Origin of the sequence: Streptomyces sp. NPDC015125, assembly GCF_043080045.1 — a bacterium.
Classification (GTDB): domain Bacteria; phylum Actinomycetota; class Actinomycetes; order Streptomycetales; family Streptomycetaceae; genus Streptomyces.
In genome coordinates this window covers 1-16,403 of the sequence record NZ_JBIBVF010000015.1, presented here as the reverse complement: position 1 = coordinate 16,403, position 16,403 = coordinate 1, and the positions used below count along the sequence as shown (strand labels likewise).

At 71.5% G+C, this 16,403-nt stretch carries 14 protein-coding genes; 5 read left to right on the top strand and 9 right to left on the bottom strand.

Annotated features, from left to right (window positions below; genetic code table 11):
* Positions 1-26 precede the first annotated feature (26 nt).
* The 4 genes from ACF088_RS26850 to ACF088_RS26835 form a co-directional block, all read right to left on the bottom strand.
* Positions 27-317: a DUF397 domain-containing protein gene (locus ACF088_RS26850; protein ID WP_392378388.1), complete on the bottom strand. Its 291-nt coding sequence runs from the start codon at positions 315-317 to the stop codon at positions 27-29.
* 225 nt (positions 318-542) lie between these two features.
* Complete coding sequence (locus tag ACF088_RS26845; protein WP_392378387.1) at positions 543-755, bottom strand: DUF397 domain-containing protein; 213 nt, start codon at positions 753-755, stop codon at positions 543-545.
* Positions 737-1,579, bottom strand: a complete 843-nt coding sequence (locus tag ACF088_RS26840; RefSeq protein ID WP_392378386.1) for a helix-turn-helix transcriptional regulator — start codon at positions 1,577-1,579, stop codon at positions 737-739. The genes ACF088_RS26845 and ACF088_RS26840 overlap by 19 nt, the downstream gene beginning before the upstream one ends.
* 543 nt (positions 1,580-2,122) lie before the next feature.
* Positions 2,123-4,753, bottom strand: coding sequence for a PQQ-binding-like beta-propeller repeat protein (locus tag ACF088_RS26835; protein WP_392378564.1), 2,631 nt, complete (start codon positions 4,751-4,753; stop codon positions 2,123-2,125).
* Positions 4,754-4,934: 181 nt separating this feature from the next.
* Between ACF088_RS26835 and ACF088_RS26830 the strand changes: the two genes are divergently transcribed.
* Positions 4,935-5,255, top strand: a complete 321-nt coding sequence (locus ACF088_RS26830; RefSeq protein ID WP_392378385.1) for a peptidase — start codon at positions 4,935-4,937, stop codon at positions 5,253-5,255.
* Positions 5,256-5,452: 197 nt separating this feature from the next.
* Positions 5,453-6,007 carry a hypothetical protein gene (locus tag ACF088_RS26825; protein ID WP_392378384.1) on the top strand — a complete coding sequence of 185 codons (555 nt, stop codon included), beginning with the start codon at positions 5,453-5,455 and terminating at the stop codon, positions 6,005-6,007.
* Positions 6,008-6,078: 71 nt separating this feature from the next.
* Here ACF088_RS26825 and ACF088_RS26820 read toward each other — a convergent pair whose 3' ends face one another.
* From ACF088_RS26820 to ACF088_RS26805, 4 genes are all read right to left on the bottom strand, one after another.
* Entirely contained in the window at positions 6,079-7,020 is a 942-nt protein-coding gene (locus ACF088_RS26820) for a hypothetical protein (protein WP_392378383.1), read from the bottom strand.
* Positions 7,021-7,730: 710 nt separating this feature from the next.
* The gene (locus ACF088_RS26815; protein ID WP_392378382.1) at positions 7,731-9,167 is read right to left on the bottom strand and encodes a M1 family metallopeptidase; all 1,437 of its coding nucleotides are present in this window, start codon (positions 9,165-9,167) and stop codon (positions 7,731-7,733) included.
* Positions 9,168-9,251: 84 nt separating this feature from the next.
* On the bottom strand, positions 9,252-10,979 hold the full coding sequence (locus ACF088_RS26810; protein ID WP_392378381.1) for a SulP family inorganic anion transporter: 1,728 nt from the start codon (positions 10,977-10,979) through the stop codon (positions 9,252-9,254).
* Between the two features lie 333 nt (positions 10,980-11,312).
* The gene (locus tag ACF088_RS26805; protein ID WP_392378380.1) at positions 11,313-11,726 is read right to left on the bottom strand and encodes a hypothetical protein; all 414 of its coding nucleotides are present in this window, start codon (positions 11,724-11,726) and stop codon (positions 11,313-11,315) included.
* Positions 11,727-12,047: 321 nt separating this feature from the next.
* Between ACF088_RS26805 and ACF088_RS26800 the strand changes: the two genes are divergently transcribed.
* The 3 genes from ACF088_RS26800 (at position 12,048) to proC (ending at position 14,664) form a co-directional block, all read left to right on the top strand.
* Positions 12,048-12,896 carry an ABC transporter ATP-binding protein gene (locus ACF088_RS26800; RefSeq protein ID WP_392378379.1) on the top strand — a complete coding sequence of 283 codons (849 nt, stop codon included), beginning with the start codon at positions 12,048-12,050 and terminating at the stop codon, positions 12,894-12,896.
* Positions 12,893-13,753, top strand: a complete 861-nt coding sequence (locus ACF088_RS26795) for an ABC transporter permease (RefSeq protein ID WP_392378378.1) — start codon at positions 12,893-12,895, stop codon at positions 13,751-13,753. Before ACF088_RS26800 ends, ACF088_RS26795 begins: the two co-directional genes overlap by 4 nt.
* A gap of 101 nt (positions 13,754-13,854) precedes the next feature.
* The gene (gene proC / locus ACF088_RS26790) at positions 13,855-14,664 is read left to right on the top strand and encodes a pyrroline-5-carboxylate reductase (protein ID WP_392378377.1); all 810 of its coding nucleotides are present in this window, start codon (positions 13,855-13,857) and stop codon (positions 14,662-14,664) included.
* A 104-nt stretch (positions 14,665-14,768) separates the two neighbouring features.
* Here the strand turns inward: proC and trpS are convergent, their stop codons facing one another.
* Positions 14,769-15,797, bottom strand: coding sequence for a tryptophan--tRNA ligase (trpS, locus tag ACF088_RS26785; RefSeq protein ID WP_392378375.1), 1,029 nt, complete (start codon positions 15,795-15,797; stop codon positions 14,769-14,771).
* Between the last annotated feature and the right edge of the window lie 606 nt (positions 15,798-16,403).

Below are 16,403 nucleotides of genomic sequence, written 5' to 3'. Positions count from 1 at the left end.
GGGCCCGTTCGTGGGGTCGGGGTGTGTCAGACGCCGGGGAGCTGCCCGCGCTTCACTGCGGTGACGAAGGACGACCAGGCGGGCGCCTCGAAGAGGAGGGCGGGGCCGTGGGGGTGCTTGCTGTCGCGGACGGGGACGAGGGCGGGGAAGTCGTCGGAGACTTCGAGGCAGGCGCCGCCGTCCTGGTTGCTGTGGCTGGACTTGCGCCAGGTGGCGGTGGACAGGAGGTCGTCGGAGACCTCGATGCACTGGCCGCCGTCTGGGTTGCTGTACGTGCTCTTGCGCCAGGTGACGGTGCTCAGGTCGATTGATCGCACGGCACTTCTCCCTGCTTCGTATGACGGCTTCCTCGATTCGGCTGGGCTCTGTGAAGCGCGTGGCGGACGCCCGACCAGTTGCTTCAGCATGAAGGCTGCCCGCGAGACAGGCTGCGATCGGCCGTTCCGGCCCAGTGGGTCGATGCCCAGCGGTACGGCAACGGCCCCCGTCGCGGGCGAGCGACGGGGGCCGGTATGTGGGCCCGCTCTTGGAGCCGGGGCGCGTCAGGCGCTTGGGAGTCGCCCGCTCTTCACGGCGGTGACGAAGAACGACCAGGTGGAGGCGTTGAAGAGGAGCGCGGGGCCGTGGGGGCGCTTGCTGTCACGGACGGGGACGAGGGCGGGGAAGTCGTCGGAGACCTCGATGCACTGGCCGCCGTCGGAGTTGCTGTAGCTGGACTTGCGCCAGGTGGCGTTGCTCAGATCGATGGCTCGCAAGGCACTTCCTCCAACATCTGCCCGATGAACTTCCGCGACTCGGCCGGGGACAACGCGAAGTCGCGAACAGCATCGTACGCGCGCTGCAGACGCTCAACCGATCCTGTTTCCTCTACCAGTTCGCCATGGAGGGCGCTCTCGGTGTAGGCGACGGTGCGCCCATCCGACAGCCGCAGAAACATCACGTCCGTACTTGCCAGGGCGTGCAGCCCGGGGCTGTGGGGCAGTACCTGCAGTGTCATGCTCGGTTGCCCGGCGGCCTGGGACAGGCGTTCAAGTTGGTCTCGCCACGCCTGTGGACAGAGCATTGGCCTGCGAAGCACCGTCTCGGACAGGATGGTGCGGAACTGCGGAGGATCGTCACTCGCCAGCAACTTGCTTCGTCCTATGCGGGCTTCGACTTGCCGGTCCAGCTCCGCACCCTTGCTGCCGCCCGCCGCGAGCACTTCGCGCGCGTACCCCTGCGTTTGGAGCAGGCCCGGCAGGACACCCACGGCGTAGTGCCAGAGGCTCACCGCTTCGGATTCCAGCACCATGTAGCGCCGGTACTGCTCACGGAACTGGCTGGGATCGGCAAGTGCCAACTCCCACAGCGTCAGCAGCAGATCCTTCGTCCCGTAGTACTGGTCCAGCGCCTGGGCGACCTCCGGGCCGCCGATCGTCTGGCCGCTCTCCATCTTGCCGAACAGCGACCAGTCCCAGCCCAGTGCGTCGCCGAGCTGCCGCAGGCTGTCGCCCTTCTGCGCGCGCAGTAATCGCAGCTCTTCGATAAATCGTTGGCGTGGCTCCTGGCTCCGACCGGTGACCGCTCGCCTCGGCGGCATCGCGACCTCCTCCGTGGAAGGTGTGGAACTAACGGTGCGTGGTCGCGAAATACGGCCCGCAAGCGGCATTCGCGCCCTTTTCCTGGCCCATTCTCGTAAGGGCCGGAACACACACAGTAGTTGCGCTCCGGTCCTCCAAGCAGGAAAACGGCAGACAGGAGCGGTGCTGATGACGACGGGCGGCGGACGGCAAGAGGGAAGAGGCCGAGGCGGCCTGCGCCGAGCTGGCCGCGGCGCTGAAACGCGCCGGCATCGTGCTGCCGTCACTCGGTGTGGACCCCGTGTCGTACGGCTATGCGCAGCCGCGTCCGCTCATCGAGTTGGGGCGCTGCAACCTGGAGACGACGCACCGGCTCATCGCCGTGCTCAACGGGGCGGCCCGGTGACCGCGCGCGTCCCGTACGTCTCCCCGGCGTGCCATGTCGGCACGCACACGAGGTGCACCAAGGGCAGCCCGGGGACCGAGGCCGCCGCCGTGCCCGGGGTCCGGCGGGAAGCCTGTGCCTGCCGCTGCCATGCCCCGGGCGGTGCGCGCCCCGGCGGTCACCAGGCGGCCGGGTCCCCGGTGGCCGCGGCGAAGACGGTGCCGTCCGGCGCGGCCGCGTAGATCCGGCCGCGGGCCGCATCCACCTGCGGGGCGGGCAGCATCTGCAGATAGCCGTTGTGACGGCGGCCGTCCAGCCGTGGCGGGGTCTGGCCGAGCAGGCCGCCGGAGCGGGTGTCGACCGCCAGCAGCCGGCCGTCCGCCGCGGTGAAATACAGCCGGTCGCCGCTCACCACCGGCGCCGAGCCCTGGCTGACCGAGGTCTCGGTGTCCCACTTCCGCTCCCCGACGGCCTGCAGCGCCCCGCCCTCGGCCAGCAGATACACGGACTCGCCGTGCACCACGGCGGCCACTTGGTCGAGCGGCGCGGCCAGCGGGAGGCGCCTGGTGTGCCCGGTGGCCGGGTCGTAGCGCACGACGGCGAGGGTGCGGAACGTGAACTTCGGGTCGGTGACGGTCAGATAGAGGGCCCCGGACGTACCGGTTCCGGCCAGGGCGAGGGTGCCGGGCAGCCGCCGGGACCAGCGGACGGTGCCGTCGCCCGGGTCGATGGCGGTGACCTGGGTGCCGGTTCCGTCGGGGGTGCCCTCGGCGGCATAGGCGGTGTGCGCGTCGCCGAAGGAGGAGAAGAGCGGCAGCTGGTGGCCGGGGAAGCGTTTGTGCCAGCGCCGGCGGTGGGTCGCGCTGTCCAGCGCGGTGACCGTGCCGTCGGCGGCCGTCAGCAGGATGCGGTTCCCGACGATCCTGGTCTGGCCCTCGTATCCGGAGACGTCCTTCGTCCAGCGGGTGGCGCCCTTGCCGTCGGCCGAGGGGTCGAGGGCGCTGAGCTGCTTGCCGTCGCCGGAGAAGACGTACAGCAGACCGCCGGAGAGCACCGGCGGGGTCGGCGACGCGGCGAACTCGGCGGCGTTCTTGCCCTGGGAGCGGCGGTCCGTGCGCTGCCATGCCGGGTGGCCGGTGTCCGGGTGGAGCCGGGCGGCCGGGACGCCGGACTGGCCGCAGAAGACGGCGCCGGATCCGGTGGTGCAGAACGGCATTTCGGCGTCGTGGCCCTCGGGGCGTTCGACGAGCGTGGTCCGCCACGGGTGGAAGGCGGTGCGGTCGAGGTGCGACGGACGGGTCTGCAGGGCAGGGTCCGGCCCGTTCTCGCCCAGGGCCAGCGTGCGGACGCCTGCGTACGCCCCGGCGCCGGTCACGACCAGGGCGAGCGCGGCCCAGAGGGGCCAACGGCGGGAACGGGAACGGGAATGGGAACGGGAACGGGCGGGGCGGCGGGGCCCGGTGGGGCTGGCTGTGTCGGTGGGATCGATGGGATCGATGGGATCGATGGGGTCGGTGGGGCTGGCAGGGCTGGTGGGGGCGGCCGGGGGCCCGGCGTCGGCGGAGCTCCCGGCGCTGCCTTCGGCGGGGCTCTCGACGGGCACGGGGACGCGGACATGCGTCGCCCCGGCACGCGGCGGGGTGGCCCCGTCCCGTACCGGCGTGAGCTGCCCGGGCGTGAGCTGCCCGGGCGGGGGCTCTTCCGGCTGCCGCTGCTCCCGCTGCTCCCGCTGTTGCCGCTGCTCGCGCTGCCGCTGTTCCGGTATCCGTACCTCCTCCGCCGCCGCACCGCCCGCCGCCGCACCGCCCGCCGCCGCACCGCCCGCCGCCGCACCGCCCACCGTCGGGTCCGGCGACGAACCGTCGTCCGTCGACGAACCGTCCCGCGGCATACCGTCCGGCAACAAGCCATCCGGCAGCACGCTCACCGTCAGCGCGGCGCCCTGCGGCGCGCCCTGCGGCACACCCAGCGGCGCACCATGCGGCGCATCCGTCCGCAGCAGCTCCATCAGCGTGCCCGGCGTCGGCCGGTCCGCCGGGTCCTTCGCCAGGCAGCTCTCGATCAGCGGTACCAACTCCGCCGGTACGCCCGCCAGATCGGCGTCGTCGTGCACCACCTGGTACGCGACGATGTAGGGGCTCTCCGAGTCGAACGGGCCGCTTCCGGTGGCGGCATGCACCAGGACCGAACCCAGTGCGAAGACATCCGCCGCCGGTCCCACCTCGCGTGGCCGCTGGAACTGTTCGGGCGCCATGAAGGGCGGCGTACCGATCAACTTGCCGGTCTCGGTGCGCATTTCGCTGTCGGACGGCCGGGAGATGCCGAAGTCGATGACTTTCGGCCCATCGGCGGCCAGCAGAACATTTCCCGGCTTGAGGTCGCGGTGCACCACTCCCGCGCGATGGATGTCGCGCAGCGCCTCGGCGAGCCCCGCGGCCAGCCGCCGCACCTCGCCGACGGCCAGCGGGCCCTTCCGCTTCACATGATCGGAAAGGGTCGGGCCGGGAATGTGGAGGGTCGCCATCCAGGGGCGGTCGGCGTCCGGATCGGCGTCCACGACGGGCGCGGTGAAGGCCCCGCTGACCCGCCGCGCGGCGGCCACTTCCTGCCGGAACCGCCCGCGGAACTCCGGGTCCTGGGCGAATTCGGCATGGACGACCTTGACCGCGAGCAGCAGTCCGGACGACGAGCGCGCCAGATGGACCACGCCCATACCGCCGGAGCCGAGCCGTGCCTCCAGGCGGTATTGGCCGGCGTATTCCGGATGCTCCGCTTCCGGGCCGACCCCGGAACTGCGCAGCGATGGCATGGTTCCCACCCCCGTGTTGTTCCCTTGCCATGCGGTCGCAGATGCGACGCGCGGAGCTTAGTCGATGGCACGTACGAAATGAGTGAGGCTTGCTAGCGTGCCGTGGCAGAACCGCACCGCAGCTTGGTCGCGGGCAGTATCACGAGCGCCTTCACGCGCTTCGTCAACGGGGGAGAACACCATGACGACTCAGGACGATCTCGGCTCCGTGGAACCGGCCGGGGAGCAGTTGCTCGCCGCCGCGTCCGGCGGCCCCGCCTATCCCGTCGCACCCGGCTACCGCGTCAAGGTCCGGCAGGGCCCCGGCACCAACTACCCGGTCGTCCGCCAGCTGGAGGAAGGGGCCCGGATCCAGATCCGCTGCCAGCGCCACGGCCAGTCGGTCAGCGGCCCGTACGGCACCTCGGACATCTGGGACAGCATCGGGGCCGGCCAGTACGTCGCCGATGCGTACGTCCGGACGGGCAGCAGTGGCATGGTCGCGCCGCGCTGCACGAACTGAGGCGCGGGACGGGAGCGCCGCGGGACCGGAACGCCGCGCGGCCGAGGGGCAGGCAGGCCCGCGGCCGCGCACGCCGCGGCACCACCACACCACCGCGTCACCACCACACGACGGCACCACCACACCACCACGACGTCACCACCACGACGGCACCACCACACCGCCGGACACCGGACCCGCCGGGGATAATCGCTGCCATGAGCGATGAGCAGACGCCCGCCGGAAACCCGGAGCCCGGCGGTTCCGGGCCCGGGGCGCCCGAGCGTGGCGGCCCCGAGCCGGCGGAGATCCGGTTCTTCGGCACCACCTGGGTCCACCACGACGGCGGCTACGGCCTGCGCCGGGCCGGTGTCGCGGTGGGCTCGCTCGCGCTCGCCGCGGCCGGGGCGGTCGTGCTGCGCTTTGCGTTCCAGGGGCTGGAGATCGCCGCCGTCGGCCGGTTCGTCGGCATCCTCGTCGTTGCCGGCTTCGCCATCTGCAGCGCCCTGGCCTTCCGCCGTACCTGGGACGGCTTCGTCCGCCGCCCCGATCCGGCCGCCCGGAGCGCGGCCGACACGTCCTCCCAGGGCCTGATGCTGATCGGCTTCATCGGCTCGCTGCTCGCCTATTTCTGCCGCAGCCTCGTCGAGGCCCCGGGGGAGAAGCTGCACCGCGCCGAGTACGCCGCGGCCCGAGAGCGGCACGAACGCCGCCGCGGCGCCCGTACCGGCAATCCGGCCGCCAAGAAGTCCCGGCCCAAGAAGCGCCGCTGAACGGGCCGGAGTCTCAGCGCTTCAACGCACGGGGCCGCAGTCTCAGCGCTTCAACGCACCGGGCCGGAGTCTCAGCGCTTCGCGTACCGTGCCGCCATCGTGCGGAACACCTCCCGCGGCTCCCAGCGCGTCTCGTCGAGCATCCGGACCACACCGTACGAGGAGAGGTCCACGCCCTTGCGGGTCTGGAAGGCGGCGAAGGTGAACCAGAGCGCGGTGTCCACGCCCTCCTCCTCGAAGATGTCCAGCAACTCGGTGAGGTAGCGCACCTGCTCACCTTCGTCGGGCTCCGCGCCCTCCGGCGGCTGCCAGGCCATCCCGCCCCGCTCGCCCGCGCCCCGGTAGGCGCAGGTGCCGAACTCGGTCACCGCGACCGGCTTGCCCTGGCCGACGTGCGCCCGCAGTTCGTCCCGGAACGTCGTGGCGTTGTACGCGGCCCGGTACGCGTCCACGCCGATGATGTCGAACGGCTGCCAGTCGACGGACTCCCACGGTCCCGAGGCGTAGCTGATCCGGCCGCCGAAGCGGGAGCGGACCTGCGCGGCGGTCTCGGCGAGGAAGCCGTTGAGCCGCTCCTGCACGGGGCCCAGCGCCATCCACCAGTCCAGGTCGGCGGTGACCATCGCCTGCAGCCGCTCGCTGTAGGTGTCGCCGGGGATGAAGCCCGCACAGAACGCGCTCAGCTCGCACCCGGCGACGAACACCACCTCCGCCCCGCCCGCCCGTACGGCCTCGGCCCGCTCCGCGCAGTCGGCGAAGAACGGCAGCAGCTCCGCGGTCGTGAGATCCACCGGGAACGGCGCGAACCACACCTCCAGACCGGCGTCCGCGGCGCACCGTGCGGCGAGGCTCAGCCGCTCCGGATCGCCGCCCGATATCCGCACCGCGTCGCAGTGCAGCTCACCGGCGATCACGGCGAGGTCCTGGCGCACCGCCTCGACGGTGAAGGTCTTGCGGGAGAGCTCCTCGCCGGGGAGGAAGCCGGTGTCGTAGTTGATGCCCCGTGCGCGCATATCGCCTCTCACTGCCCTCTCTGGTCCGTGCGGTCTGTGTGGTCCGTGCGGTCTGTGTGGTCCGTGCGGTCCGTGCGGTCCCTGCGGTCTTTCGCCCGGCCGGGCCGCCGGGCGGTGGCCCGGCCTCAGAAGATGGTCAGGTCTGTGGGCCGGCAGGTCGAGGGCGAAAACGCGCAGGTTTCTGGATTCTGCTCCTCGAACCCGCGGGAACCTGTGTGTGCGGTCCGGTAAAAGCACCCCCGGCTCCGGTTCACCCAATGTGCCATGCGTGCGGCTCCGTTCAGGAGGTGCCGGCTCCGCGGTCGGCCGTACCCCGGAGGTCGTCTGGCGTTCGGACGGCGGCGGCAAGGTGCGTGCCGCCCGCCGGCCGGTGCTGGGTCGCGAGAAGGTCGCCCGCTATATGCGGGGCCTGGTCACCCGTGGCATCCAACGGGCCGGGATGCGGGCCGCGTTGGCGGAGGTCAACGGGGCCACCGGGCTGGTCTTCGTCGACCCGGCGGGCACGCAGTCCGGGGTGTTCGCCTTCATCGTCCACGCCGGGCGAATCACGGAGGTGGACGCCGTCATCAGCCCCGACAAGCTCGGCCACCTCGACATCCCCCTCGACATCCCCCTCGACATCCCCCTCCACCGCGGCCTCGACCGGTTATCGGCAGGGGGTGAAGCCGGCCGGTGGCGCACCCGGCCCGCTCGCCTTCCCGCCCCGGCCGCTACTCCCGTGCCCGTTCCCGCTCCCGCTCCCGCTCCCGTTCCGGCTTCCCCTTGCCGTACAGCCATTTGTCGAACAGCCCGGTCAGATCCACGTCCGTGCGTTCCTGGCAGAAGGCGATGAATTCCTTCGAGTCGGCGGTGGAGTAGCGGTACTTGGCGGGCCACTCCTTCAGGATCTGGAAGAAAGTCTTGTCGCCGACCGCGTTCCGCAGTTCCTGGAGCAGCATCGCGCCCCGCTCGTAGACGGGAACCCCGGTCACATTCTTCGCCTTGCCCGGATTGCCGGGCGGGAAGGCCCAGCGCTGCGGGTCCGTCTTGTCCTTGTAGAGCGCATCGAACTGCTGCTGCGGGGTCTTGCCGCCCTTGTGCTCCTCCCACAGCCATTCGGCGTAGGTCGCAAAGGCCTCGTTGAGCCAGGTGTCCTTCCAGGTCTTAGGGGTCACCGAGTCGCCGAACCACTGGTGGGCCATCTCGTGCACCACGGTCACGGTGTCCGGCGCCCCGGCGTAGACCGGCTTGGTCTGGGACTCCAGCGCCATCCACGTGATCCGGGCCGGGGTGTGATCGACGATCGCGCCCGCGGAGGAGAAGGGATAGCGGCCGAACAGCCCGCTCTCCCACTTCAGGATCTCCGGCAACTGCTCCAGCGGCCCCTTGCTCGCCTTGGCCTCCGCCGGGTCCACCGCGACGTACAGCGGCAGCCCGTCGGGCGTACGGGACCGGTGGACATCGAATCGGCCGATGGTGGCGGTGGCGAGGTAACTGGCCATGGGCTGCCCGTTGTGCCACCGGAAAGTGGTCCGGCCCCCGGCCGTTTTCTCCGACCGCAGATCCCCGTTGGCGACGGCGGTATAGCCCTTCGGGACGGTGATCGTGAAGTCGTAGGCCGCCTTGTCCTCGGGGTGGTTGTTGCCGGGGAACCAGGTCATGGACCCGGCGGGCTCGCCCGAGACGAACGCCCCGTCGGCGGTCTTGACCCAGCCCTCCGTCGTGCCGTCCGGATCCTTCAACTCCTGCGGTGTGCCGGAGTAGTCGACGGTCGTACGGAACTGTGCGCCTTTCCTGAGGCTCTCGGCCGGCCGGACGATCAGCTTGTGCCCCTTACGGGAGAACGCGGCGTCCTTGCCGTCGACCCGTACGTCCGACACCCGCAGTCCCTGCAGATCGAGCTGGAAGGACCGCAGGTCCTCGGTGGCCTCGGAGGTGATCTCGGCGGTCGCGTCCAGCCGTTTCTTCTTCACGTCGTAGTCGAGATCGAGCCCGTAATGGCGCACCTGATAGCCGCCGTTGCCGAGCGCCGGGAAGAGCGGATCGCCCACCCCGCCGCTGCCCGCCGCCCCCCGGACGCCCACGGCGCCGTGTGTGCACGAGGAGAGCAGCAGGGCGACGGACAGGGCGGCGGTCGCACCGCAGCAGCGGAAAGGCCGGCGATTCACAGCGCTCCAAGGGTCGGCGGTCACGAGCATGCCGACCCTACGGTCATTTCCGCCGCAACGCCGGTCCTTTCCCCCGGGGGTGCCTTACGGGGCGATGGACGGTGTTTTCTGCCGGGTGGGCCCGTCCGGTCCGCGCCGCTGCTGCTCCTCCCAGCTGCCGAGCGCCGCCGCACACGCATGGTCGAGATGCCGCAGCCCGGACAGATCGAGCTGGATCTCCCGGTCCTTGGGCAGCGCCTCCAACTGGTCGAGCAGCTTCGGCAGCCGCAGGAAGGTGGCATGGCCCAGGGCCCGTACGAGAAGGGGGCGCCGGGGGCCCGAGCCACCCGTCCCGCGGGTTCCATCTCCACCCGTCCCGCGGGTTCCGTCTCCGCCGGTCGCCCGTGTCCCGGGTCCGTCCGGCCTGCCTCCGTCCACCCCGTGTCCGTCGGTGGTGCGTCCGCCCGTCCCGCGGTCGGCCGTGGCGCCGCCGGCCACGGAGTCCCCGGAGTCCGGGGACTCCGGCTCGTCCAGCCCCACGATCTCCAGGTGGACGTGCGAGGTCTCCCACGCCGACTTGGCCACCGCCATCAGCAGCCCCAGCAGCACCCCCTCGAACATGTTGGTGGCCACGATCGCCACCGCCGTCGAGGCGAGCACCACGGCCTCACCCCGGTGCTCGCGCCACAGCGGACGCCACTGCTTCACCGGCAGCAACTTGCCGCCCGCATGCACCAGTACGCCGGCCAGCGCCGCGAGCGGAACCACGCCCAGCGCCGCCGGGATGGCCACCGCGAAGAGCAGCAGCCACGCCCCGTGCAGCACCCGCGAGGCCTTTGTCCGGGCCCCGGCGTGCACATTCGCGGCGCTGCGGACGATCACCGCGGTCATCGGCAGCGCCCCCAGCAGGCCGCACACCGTGTTGCCCGCGCCCTGGGCCATCAGCTCCTTGTCGTAATCGGTCCGCGGCCCGTCGTGCAGCCGGTCCACCGCGGCCGCGGAGAACAGCGACTCCGCCGATGCGATCAGGGTGAACGCCAGCACGGTGCCCAGCGCACCGGCCACCGCCCCCGCCTCCGTCAGCCGCAGGAAGTCCGCGCCGCCCGGCGGCTGGACGACTTCCAGCAGGCCCGCCACCTCGACCCGGGCCACCGGCAGCTCCAGCACCCACACCACGACCGTCGCCAGCGCCACGGCCACCAGCGGCGCCGGCACCACCCGCGCCGCGCGCCGCCACTTGGGCCACAGCACCAGCAGCACAATGGTCCCCGCGCCCACCGCCAGTGCCGCGAGCGAGGCGCCGGACCCGGCGGTGTCCGCCGCCAGTTTCGGCAGCCCGCTCAGATTCGCCGGCCCGCCGCCCGGCGCCTTGGCGTCCACCAGGGCGTACAGCTGCCCGGCGATCAGCACCAGCCCGATGCCCGCGAGCATCCCCTGGACGACCGCCACCGAGATGGCCCGGAACCAGCGCCCGAGCCGCAGTGCCCCCATGGCCAGCTGCAGCACCCCGGCGATCAGCACCAGCGCACCCAGGGTGCCGAGCCCGTACTCCTGCACGGCCTCGTAGACCAGCACGGTCAGCCCCGCGGCCGGGCCGCTGACCTGCAGACTGCTGCCGGGCAGTAACCCGGTGAGCAGTCCGCCGACGATCCCGGTGACCAGCCCCAGTTCGGCCGGCACTCCGGATGCGACGGCCACCCCGACACACAACGGGACGGCGACGAGAAAGACGACGAGCGAGGCGGTGACATCGGCGCGCCAGACCGACAGCGCCTGCCGTGACGGTATGGACGGCCGGAACGGGCGTTGACGGGCAACACGGAACCTACGCATGGGGATGCCTCCAACGAGTGCGAGATGCGGTGGCGCACGGATACACACGGATACGCAGGGACGCGAACGGACGCCGACGAACGCGAACGGACGCCGACGAACGTGCACGGATGCGCACGGATGCGCACGGATGCGCACGAGCGGACGCGGGGCGATGCGCCCAACGGCCGACGCTCGACGGGCTGTTGCCCGCGATACGACTGCTGCCGGGCACTGCCGCGCGGTGCGCGCGCCATGAGGGAAGGTGACGGCTGGATCCGTCGGATACGCGGGCCGAGGAGGCCCTTCGGATGCGCGGGCCGGGGGAGGCCCTTGGGGGTAGCTCTCAGGCTCTCAGCAGCGGAAGACGGCGTGTTGGAGCGGCAGTTCGCCGGATCTCGTCAGGGGTACGGCCTGCCGCCCGGTCAGCGGAGCGGTCAGGCTCAGCCCGCCCTCGGTCCGTCCCCGTCCCCGTCCCCGTCCGGCGGTCGAGACGGTGGTGACCGGTGGCATCGGCGCGGACACCGAGGCCGTGGAACGCCCGTCGCGGCGCGGCGGGCAGCGGTCACTGCCGGATTCCGGATTCTCCGAGGTGTCGGACGCCCGGGGGTCGGTGCCCGAGGGCGCGGTACGTCCGGCGCCGCTCGTGACCGGTGCCGCCGCTGCGTGTTCTCCGTACACGGCGTCCGCGCCGAGGGACAGGGCCAGCACGACGGTCACGACGATCAACAGGAGCCGGCCGAGGCCGCGGACCCGGATCTTCGCCATCGTCGCCCCTTCCGGCGCGGCTGGACAGGTCACCCCCATTGTGTCCAAGCCAACATGCAGGATCGCAAGTCGGTTTGTAACCACCCTGTAAACGCGGAGTTATCGACCACGAACGGCCAGTTCTCTTCACTACGGCGTCCGCCGGTGCGCACGGTGCACCGCCATGCGCCGCCCCTGCACCACACCCGCCCGCATCACCACCCCCATGCCTCAGCCGCCCCTCGCCCTCCCTCCTGAGCGCGCCCCTCGCCCCGCCCTACCCGACCACCCGCCCCGTCCGAGCCCTTGACGCCCCACTCGGCCGGTCGCATTATTCACCGCATGATGAATTATGGCCGTGGCCCCGACGCCCCCGACGCCCCCCACGGCACCGCCGTCCATGTCATCCCCGCCGTCCACGCCCACGACCTCACCGTCGCCCGAGGCGGCCGCACCGTCCTCGACGCCCTCACCTTCGACGTGCCCCACGGTCGGATCACCGGCCTCCTGGGCCCCTCCGGATGCGGCAAATCCACCCTGCTGCGCGCCATCGTCGGCACCCAGGCCAAAGTCACCGGCACCCTCGACGTCCTCGGTCACCCCGCCGGCGACCCCCGGCTGCGCCCCCGCATCGGCTATGTCACCCAGGACCCGTCCATCTACGACGACCTCACCGTCCGCCAGAACCTCGACTACTTCGCCGCCGTCCTGCACCCCGGTCGGGCCGCCCGCGCCCGGCGCCGTGAGACGGTCGCCCGCGTCATCGACGACGTCGACCTCGCCCCCCGAGCCGACGCCCTCGCCGGCAACCTCTCCGGCGGTCAGCGCAGCCGGGTCTCCCTCGCGGTGGCCCTGCTCGGCGCCCCGGAACTCCTCGTCCTCGACGAACCCACCGTCGGCCTGGACCCCGTCCTCCGCCGCGACCTGTGGCACCTCTTCCACACCCTCGCCACCGACCGCGGCGCCACCCTCCTCGTCTCCTCGCACGTCATGGACGAGGCCGAGCGTTGCCACCGGCTGCTCCTGATGCGCGAGGGCCGCATCCTCGCCGACGGTGCACCCGACGCGCTCCGTGACCGCACCGCCTCCCCGACCGTCGAGGCCGCCTTCCTCCATCTGGTCGACGAGGCCAGGGCCGCGGGCCGCTCGACGGCGCCGGGCACCGCCACCCCCAAGGAATCAGCACGATGACCACCGAACCGCTCCCCGAACCGCTTCCCGAACGGCTCCCCGAACCGCTTCCCGACGCCGCATCCCTCCCCGCGGGCGCGCCGCACTCCGCCCGCGCGCCGCACTCCGCCACCGCGCCCTTCTCCCCGTCCCGCACCCTGGCCACCGCCGCCCGGGTCCTGCGCCAGCTCCGCCACGACCCACGCACCATCGCGCTGATGCTCGTCGTCCCGTGCGTGATGATCGCCCTGCTCCGCTACGTCTTCGACGCCCGCCCCGAGACGTTCAACAGCATCGGCGCCTCGCTCCTCGGCATCTTCCCGATGATCACGATGTTCCTGGTGACCTCCATCGCCACCCTCCGCGAACGCACCTCGGGAACCCTGGAACGCCTGCTCGCCCTGCCCCTCAGCAAGGCCGACCTGATCAGCGGTTACGCCCTGGCCTTCGGCCTGCTGGCGATCGTCCAGTCGGCCCTCGCCACGGCCCTGTCCGTCCGGGTCCTCGGCCTCGACATCACCGGCTCCGCCTGGCTGCTCCTGCTCGTCGCCGTCCTGGACGCCCTCCTCGGCACCGCCCTCGGCCTCTTCGTCTCGGCTTTCGCCGCCTCCGAATTCCAGGCCGTCCAGTTCATGCCCGCCGTCCTGATGCCGCAGCTGCTGCTCTGCGGCCTGTTCACCCCGCGCGACACCATGCAGCCGGCCCTGGAGACGCTCTCCGACGTCCTCCCGATGTCCTACGCCGTCGACGGCATGAACGAGGTCCTCACCCACCCCGACATCACCGGCGGCTTCGTCCGCGACGCGATCATCGTCAGCGGCTGCGCCCTCCTCGTCCTCGCCCTCGGCGCCGCCACCCTCCGCCGCCGGACGAGGTGACACCGTCCCGGCCCTCGATACGGCCGGGCACCGCATGCCCCCAGGTGCGAGGATGACCGGAGCAACGATCAGGCACGCACCACGGCGAGGTGAACCGCAGCATGACCCAGAAGGTCGCCGTACTCGGCACCGGAAAAATCGGCGAAGCCCTGCTCGGCGGAATGATCCGAGGCGGCTGGGCACCCTCCGACCTCCTGGTCACCGCCCGCCGCCCGGAACGCGCCGCACAGCTCCATGAGCGGTACGGCGTCGAAGCGGTCAGCAACGCCGAGGCCGCCAAGTCCGCCGACACCCTCATCCTCACCGTCAAGCCCCAGGACATGGGCACCCTCCTGGCGGAGCTGGCCCCGCACGTCCCCGCCGACCGCCTGGTCATCAGCGGCGCCGCCGGCATCCCCACCTCCTACTTCGAGGAGCGCCTGGCCGCCGGCACCCCGGTCGTACGGGTCATGACGAACACCCCCGCCCTCGTCGACGAGGCGATGTCCGTCATCTCCGCCGGCACCCACGCCACCGGCGCCCACCTCACCCGCGCCGAGGAGATCTTCTCCGGCGTCGGCAAGACCCTCCGCGTCCCGGAGTCCCAGCAGGACGCCTGCACCGCGCTCTCCGGCTCGGGCCCGGCGTACTTCTTCTTCCTCGTCGAGGCCATGACCGACGCCGGCATCCTCCTCGGCCTGCCCCGCGACAAGGCCCACGACCTCATCGTCCAGGCCGCCATCGGCGCCGCGGTGATGCTCCGCGACAGCGGCGAACACCCCGTCAAGCTCCGTGAGAACGTCACGTCCCCGGCCGGCACCACCATCAATGCCATCCGCGAACTCGAAAACCACGGCGTACGCGCCGCCCTGATCGCCGCCCTGGAGGCCGCCCGCGACCGCAGCCGCGAACTCGCCTCCGGCAACGGCTGACCCCGCCGCCCGGGCCGCCGACCCGGGCCGCCACCCCTCAGGAGCCCGGGGGAGTGGGCCGCCCCGACGGGCCGCCCACCCCCACGACACCTGAGCCCGGGCCCTCACCCCATGGGCCGCAGCCCCACCGCCTCGAACGCCGCATCCACCCGCGGCTTGGCCAGCCCCCGGGCCCGCTCGGCCCCGGCCCTCAGGACGGCATCGACATACCCGGGGTCCGCCGCCAGCTCCGCATGGCGCGCCTGCACCGGCCGGAGCAGCTCCACCACGGCCTCCGCCACGTCCTTCTTCAACGCGCCGCACGAGTCGTACTCCTCGGCCAGCCGCCGCGGATCACCGCCCGCACACGCGGCCAGCACCTCCAGCACATTCGCCACCCCGGGCCGCTGCTCCGGCTCATACGTGACATCCCGCCCCGAATCCGTCACCGCCCGCATCACCTTCTTCCGCACCACCTCGGGCTCATCCAGTACGTAGACGATCCCCGCGGTCCGGGCGTGCGACTTCCCCATCTTCGACGTCGGCTCCTGCAGATCCATCACCCGAGCCGCCACCGCCGGCTGCGTGGCCTTCGGCACCACGAACGTCGCTCCGTACCGCTGGTTGAACCGCACCGCCAGATCCCGCGTCAGCTCCACATGCTGTGTCTGGTCGTCCCCCACCGGCACCTCATGCGTCCCGTACGCCAGGATGTCCGCCGCCATCAGCGCCGGATACGTCAGCAGCGACAGCCGCACGCTCCCGCCCCGTGCCTGCTCGCGCGCGGCCTTCTCCTTGTACTGGATCATGCGCCGCATCTCACCGTCGGAGGCCGTGCACTCCATCAGATACGACAGCCGCAGATGCTCATCGACCTGGCTCTGCACAAACACCGTGCAGAGCTCCGGATCCAGCCCCGCGGCCAACAGCAACGTCGCGGCCTGCCGACTGAGCCGCCGCACCCGCGCCGGATCGTGCTCCACGGTCAGCGCATGCAGATCCACCACGCAGAACAGTGCATCCGCACGATGCTGGTCCTCCTCGGCCCACCGCCGCATTGCCCCGAGGTAGTTCCCCAGCGTCAGATGCCCCGTCGGCTTCACCCCACTGAAGATCCGCCTACGCGCACCGGCCGCCATCGCCATCTCGTTCATCCGTCTCTCCCGAACTCCTGCACTCACGCCGAGTGCGTGTCGAGACCGCCGACCTCGCCGGCCGGCTACGGGAGGGAGATACGCAAACGGCCGCCGAAGCGGCGGCCGTGGTCATGCATGCGCTGCTGGTCGGCCGCCGTCAGGCGAGCCACCACAGCTGTACGAGCGCATGCGTAGTCATGGGCCCAAAGTACCCGGCAAACCCTTCCCTGGCACGGGTTTGAACAACCCCAACCCCTCGTGTAGTGTCCTCCGAGTTGCCACGGAGCCGACAGGCCCCACGGCAGCCATCCCGCCGCTTCGCGGCACACCACTACTGCACGGCCCCTCACCGGGACCAATTTCGGCATGCCGAAATTCGACCGTGACGTGATTATGCGTCAACGAGGAATTCCGCTAAAGTAGTGATCACGCCGAAAGGCGCGGCAACGCAAAGAAGCCGCACCCCAAGCGAACCCCCTCCGACGGGTAATCGGAAACGAATTCGGACCGGCAACGGAACGAAATCGGGTCTGCTAGAGTCGGAAAGGCCGGAAAGCGAAAGCCGAACGGCCGACCCGCTCCAACAGGGGGCCAGAGACGGAAACGGATCTGGTAAGGTTGGAA